This window comes from Microcystis sp. LEGE 08355 (assembly GCF_015207185.1).
Classification (GTDB): domain Bacteria; phylum Cyanobacteriota; class Cyanobacteriia; order Cyanobacteriales; family Microcystaceae; genus Microcystis; species Microcystis panniformis.
This window is the reverse complement of sequence record NZ_JADEXI010000293.1, coordinates 1-5,797: the sequence shown is the minus strand read 5'-3', so window position 1 is coordinate 5,797 and position 5,797 is coordinate 1. Positions and strand designations below refer to the sequence as shown.

General features: G+C 40.1%; 4 protein-coding genes and 1 pseudogene. 1 reads left to right on the top strand and 4 read right to left on the bottom strand.

Annotated features, from left to right (window positions below; translation table 11 throughout):
• Positions 1-579: 579 nt before the first annotated feature.
• The 4 genes from IQ242_RS15005 to IQ242_RS14990 are packed head-to-tail and all read right to left on the bottom strand — an operon-like array spanning position 580 to position 5,158.
• Positions 580-1,494: a hypothetical protein gene (locus IQ242_RS15005; protein ID WP_193960510.1), complete on the bottom strand. Its 915-nt coding sequence runs from the start codon at positions 1,492-1,494 to the stop codon at positions 580-582.
• Positions 1,495-1,509: 15 nt separating this feature from the next.
• Positions 1,510-2,742: an NAD(P)/FAD-dependent oxidoreductase gene (locus IQ242_RS15000; RefSeq protein WP_193960509.1), complete on the bottom strand. Its 1,233-nt coding sequence runs from the start codon at positions 2,740-2,742 to the stop codon at positions 1,510-1,512.
• Positions 2,739-3,698: a hypothetical protein gene (locus IQ242_RS14995; RefSeq protein WP_193960508.1), complete on the bottom strand. Its 960-nt coding sequence runs from the start codon at positions 3,696-3,698 to the stop codon at positions 2,739-2,741. The genes IQ242_RS15000 and IQ242_RS14995 overlap by 4 nt, the downstream gene beginning before the upstream one ends.
• A complete protein-coding gene (locus IQ242_RS14990; protein WP_193960507.1) occupies positions 3,698-5,158 on the bottom strand; it encodes an MBOAT family protein in 1,461 nt (486 codons plus the stop codon). The genes IQ242_RS14995 and IQ242_RS14990 overlap by 1 nt, the downstream gene beginning before the upstream one ends.
• 162 nt (positions 5,159-5,320) lie before the next feature.
• On the opposite strand from IQ242_RS14990, the pseudogene IQ242_RS14985 reads away from it, so the two are divergent.
• Positions 5,321-5,797 (top strand): annotated as a pseudogene (locus tag IQ242_RS14985) (FkbM family methyltransferase); the annotation flags it as partial.

Here is a 5,797-nt window from a genome sequence, read left to right as displayed (position 1 = left end):
GTCTGTGGACTCTGTGTAAGACAGTACATGGTTTTTTAACTGTGGTATGCGACGGTGGTGGAAGCAGAAACTTAAATCGTGAGGTTTAGGAATCGCCGCACTTTTAGGGCGGCGAGGATGTCAACAGTATATAGCGTTTCTGATTCACAAGAGGTACATTCCATATCCTGAACAGCTTAATCAGCAAAGGTTTAAGTGTGCCGCACAGATGCGAGAACCGCTATAAGTTATTTTGCTGTTCATATAGTTTACGTCCTTTTCGCCAATAACCAGCTCCAAAAATTCTAACTTTTCCTTCCCGGTAAGTACAGGGTAAGCGTATCTTAACAATCCTTGACAAAATGAACTTTAGGTGAGTTGCTTACCCAGAGGACGATTCAGGCATATTTTAGGAGAATTTGCCCTCTCAATTGTTAAGCAAAAATCGACCCATTTGGTCGATTTCGTAACTATTCTGATTGACTGGTATCACTTGCAATGCTCACACAGCAAGCGGATCACAAAATTGGCCAATTGTCAATAGCGTTTGAGACGCTCTCACCCTGGTTGCTGCTTAAATTAACCTACCCCAACAAGTTATTAATTATCGGTTAATTTCCCTGACTCAATAGTCTTAAATTTGCCAAAAGCGCGGGGATGGCCAGCTTTTTGGGAACAAAGAAAATAGCGCGCGGGTTCGTAATGATTTTCAGCAGTAAAAGGGGAACAGAAATGATCTGCGAGTAAATCTTCTCGCACAAAGAAAGCATTCACTCCCGAAAAACTACAAGCCACCAGTTTATAACCCTTTTGATGACCAAGTTTTTCTAAAGCTTTCAAACTTGATCCCATATGACTATTATATTTCCATTGGTGAGTAGAATTATACTGCATCACCCAACTGGATTCGGGGGGATAAATAGCATTATATTCAAGAATTACCACCCGGGGACGATAATTAGTAATTGCTTGCCAGACCCAATAATCATTACCATCAATATCAATGGATAATAAATCTAATTCTGTCGGTACATTGCCCTCTCGAAACAAGTCTTCAATATTTTCGGCAGTGATGAAAGTATTTTTTAAAGTTAATTGTTGGTTAGCAATTAAATCTTCAAAAGATTGGCGAATACTTTTACAAAATCGCTCACTGCCTTCAATCCAATAACCTTGCCATCCTTTCACTAACAAATAGGCACTATTATTTTCTAAACCGTTACCAACTCCAAATTCCACAAAGAATTTATTTGTGGTTCCAATGCGATTAAAAATTTCGCTAATAATGCCATCTTCTCCCGCTTGGGAAAAAACATTAAATTCGTAGCGGTTTAGTTTTTTAGGGCTATCATACTTTGGGTTTTTATGCAAGTTTTCTAGCAGATAATTATCAATTTGTAACTCTGTTAGTATGTCTTGATATTTTTGGTAAGAACTATTCAGAGACTTAAGGTTTTTGAGAATCTCTGGGATTGCTTGCCAAGCTGCTGCCATACTTTTGAGAAAGGTTTTCATGGATTTTAACTACAATTAACGAGTATTTTTTGATTCGATGGGTTGTTTAGATAACACCTGTGAATAACGGAGTCGGAGAAGAATTTTTTTCGCCCAATGTTGAAACACTTTTAACTGATGGCGTTGGCTGGGTAAACGCAGAATATAGACAAAGCGACGCATTATATCAGCCAATCTACCAGTAATATTAATGCCAAAACTGGAGACAAGGGCTGATTGTTTACCCAGGGTTAACATATCACCTAAATGGAGATAATAATAGGGTTGGGGCGATTTTTTTCTGATCACTGCCGAGATATTTTTGGCTACTACACTGGCTGCTTGATAGGCTGCTTGTGCTGTGGCAGGAATTACCTGTTTACTGGGATAAATTTCGGCTAGATCCCCAAGGGCAAAAACTTCGGGATAGTCGATTAATTGTAAACTGGAACGGGTTAATAATTTGCCTTGTGCTGTTTTCTGACAATCTAAATGATTGATCCAATCCTGTGCTTGGGTTCCTGCTGTCCACAATAATAAATCAATGGGGATAACTTCATTTGTATTATCTTTAAATACGGTCATGGAATTAGCGGTAACTTCCTTTAATCCCGTGTTTAAATAGAGACTAACATTCTTGGCTAAAAGGGAACGATAGGAAGCAACACGCACCGATTTAGGGAAGTTTTGCAGTATTTCCTCGTTCCTTTCCACTAGATGAACTTTGCCTTTTTTTCCTAAACCATCAGCCAGCTTACAGGCTAATTCTACCCCATTGGGACCGCCGCCAATAATTGCTAAATTAATTGAGGATTTTCCTTGAGTTTCTAAGTCATGAATTGCTGTTTGTAATTTTTCTACATCCTCTAAACTCCGAAAAGTTAGCCCATAATCAGCTAACCCCAGTATAGCCGGCCAACGATTCCGCACTCCCACCGCTAAAACGAGGTAATCGTAATCTATAACTTCCTCATTTTCTAAATATACTTGATGATTGTTTAAGTCAATATTACTAGCTTTTTGAGGTTTTAAATTAACCTGAGTTCCTGTTAATAATTGACGGTAGGAGGGGGCAATTTCCCAGCGTTGCAATTCTCCTGTAATTAGTTCATAGAGAAGGGGAGTAAAGAGAAAATGGTCTTTTGGTTCAACTAAAGTTATTTGCCATTGACCTGATTTTACTGCTGTTAATCGACTCAGATCAAGTGCCGTGTATAACCCTCCAAAACCACCCCCCAGAATGCAAATCTTAGTTATAGGTTTATTCATCGATTTTTATTCTCAGTTGTGTTTAGGATGGGTTTCAGTTCCGAAACTAATTGTTCTGAACGAATAATTCTTGCTGGAGGCAAAAGATGATAATGGGTATCAGCAAAGATGGTAGAATCGGTCTTAATATTCAAGTCTTTTGGGTCGTAAATTGTTGGCACAACCCGACTTAATTCTTCGGCAGATTTGCGAATATTAGCAACGGTTTTACCATCATTTTTAGCATAAACCCACGGCAAAGAAACCACTAAAGTCGCCCCTTTTGCTTCTAAATCTTTCTTGAGTTTTTCAATCAATTTAATTGAGTGAGGAGAAGCATCAGTATCAAAGGTCATTTGCCACCATTTCCCCGTTCTTTCCTTAACTATAGTCGGATCACCTGTATTAGTAATCGGATCGGAAAGATAACCCGTCATTCTGCCTTTGGTGAATAAATCAACCATCGATTTAGTGACGGGACGCATCCCCGGAATACCTAATAACCAAGTATCCTCGATCATGGTTTTTAAAGGTATCCCACCTAACCCCGGTTTGCCAATAGCGACGCTAAAAGGTGCGGATCCCCAAAGTCCTTCGCCGCGATTAAAACCGTCCTCATCCATGAGCATGAGATATTCAGGAATCAGCAGAATTACGTCCCCTTGGCGCGCTTTTTCGAGAATCATAGCGGCAATGACATTTAAGCCGATATCCCCCTGTAAACCGAAGTTAACCACCGGCATTCCCAATTCTTTGGCCATTAATTCCGAATTTATGCTATAATGCGCCCCCGATCCCGCCGTGACGATTAAACGCCGCGGTCCTTCGATCCTATCAGCGATCGCAGATTTTTCTTCGTACATCATCCGCAACCAGCTTAATTCGCCGCCGTAGATGACATTGTAAACAAAGCCGAGGGACCAAGCGACTCCCAGAGAAGCTAACCAGGGGAAAATGTTAAAGGATTTAGTATTCATCAGAATTCAAAGTAAATAAAGTCACCGGTATTAGTGGAAGCTAGGAGAATAGTTAAACCTAGCAATATTTTAGACAGCCAAGGCGATAACAACAGTTCATATTCAAACTTTTTCTGGGCAATAGCCAGATGTTCGAGGATTAAAACAATGATACCAAGAACTAAAGCAACGCTTAAAACTGCTCCTTGATTAAGACTATAGGAACTAAAAATTTCCCCGATATTAGCTAAGGAATAATTGAAAGGATTGGCAATAACCAGCATTTTGCCGATTAATCTTCTGGTGTTAATCTCCATGAAAAAGAGACAACCAAAAATGACAGCCAATTGCGTTAAAGCCCAGGAGACAATTTGCGGCTGAGAAACGTATTTTCCGACGAAAGCATAGAAAGGTCGGCCTAGATAACGCAGTAATAATAATAATGCCCCGTGGTAAGCGCCCCAAAAGATAAAATTCCAAGCTGCACCGTGCCAGAAACCAGAGAGAGTAAAGGTAATGAATAGATAAAAAGGCGCCCAACTTTTATTGGAACCCATCAGGGGTAAAAACACATAATCTCGAAACCAAGTGCTAAGGGTAATATGCCAACGTCGCCAAAATTCGTTAATACTTTGGGATGTATAGGGAGCTAAAAAGTTTAATTCCAATCTAATGCCGACAAAATAAGCTAAACCAACAGCAATAAAGCTATAACCACCGAAGTCAAAATAGATTCTCAGGGTGAATAAAAAGGCCTCAAACCAGATATACCAAGCATTGTCAATCATCTTATCTAATTCGATGTAGGGAGCCAGGTTATCGGCGAGGACAAATTTCATAAATAAACCGAGGGAAAGCCAACGCAAACCCTTCTCGAAGTTTTCTCCTGTAAATTTGAGACGAAAGGATTCAATTTGTGGTAATAAATCCCGGCGACGCTCGATCGGACCTGCGACAATTTGCGGGAAAAAGGAGATAAAATTGACATAATCGAGGACGGCTAGGGGTTTCTTTTTCTTTTCCCGTAGGGAGTCCACCACGAAAGCCACCATCTGGAAGGTATAGAAGGATACCCCCGGTGGTATTTGGGTAGGCACGGGAATTGGGGAAAGTTCCTTCCAGTTAGGGGGGAGAGAAACGAACAATCCGATGATTTCCTGGACGAAAAAGCCGAAATACTTGAAGTAGGCAAGGACGAGAATATCGATGACGATAACGATAGTGGCTAGGAGATTCGCTTTCCAGCCGCTCATTTTCAGCACTAGCCAGACCATAATGTAGTTAAAGGCTAGGGAGACGATGAAAACGAGGAAACTGGTGCGACTGGCGTAATAAAACAGGATCAGGGAAAGCGCCGCTAATCCAACTCCATCAAAAACACCTCGCCAGAGATTGAAGGACTTCGCTATATAGCGCGCCGTTAGGAAAGGCACGCTAAAAAGGATTAATATCCACCAAAATATAAAATCAGAGTAATTCAAGGCTTGTTAACTCCTGATGGTCTGTGTTACCTTGTTTGAGATGGGTTTCCTGACTTCTGATGCTTAGAGAAGAGGGATTTTCTTGACAAGCATATCAAATTTTGTCAGACTTGTCCATAAAATTACCTTCATCCATCCTAGAAAATCGAGGCTAGACAAGCAATGCTTTATCAAAAACTGTTAGATGCACATAAACGCTATCGGCAATTTAAGACTTACCCTCATATTGCTGATCAATACTGGTCTAGTCAATTGGCAGAGCATAATATTAGTCCTAATTATGTGGAATATGATGCTAAATCTGGTCAACTTTTTTATAAACCATTAGGGATCAGTTTAAGCAAAAATAAGCAGGATTTCCTCTTGGCTAGTAAAGTTTTTAACAAAGCTAACGCTTTAAAATCTCTGGCTGATTGTAAATTTTATATCGATGAGCAACAGGAATTAATTATCGAGATCGATGGAGTTAAGCTAATTATCGAGACGGGACAGGATTTGGATATCGCCCATGAAATTTTCCTGTTAGGTGTATATAATTTCCTCTATGATAAGCCCTGTGTAGCGATCGATATTGGTATGAATACGGGTTTTGCTAGTCTCTTTTTTGCCAATCGATCTAATGTGAAAGCTGTCTATAGT

Excerpts from the sequence above, each read along its gene's own strand:
- IQ242_RS15005 (WP_193960510.1), bottom strand. The coding sequence starts at position 1,494 with ATGAAAACCTTTCTCAAAAGTATGGCAGCAGCTTGGCAAGCAATCCCA.
- IQ242_RS15000 (WP_193960509.1), bottom strand. The coding sequence starts at position 2,742 with ATGAATAAACCTATAACTAAGATTTGCATTCTGGGGGGTGGTTTTGGA.
- IQ242_RS14995 (WP_193960508.1), bottom strand. The coding sequence starts at position 3,698 with ATGAATACTAAATCCTTTAACATTTTCCCCTGGTTAGCTTCTCTGGGA.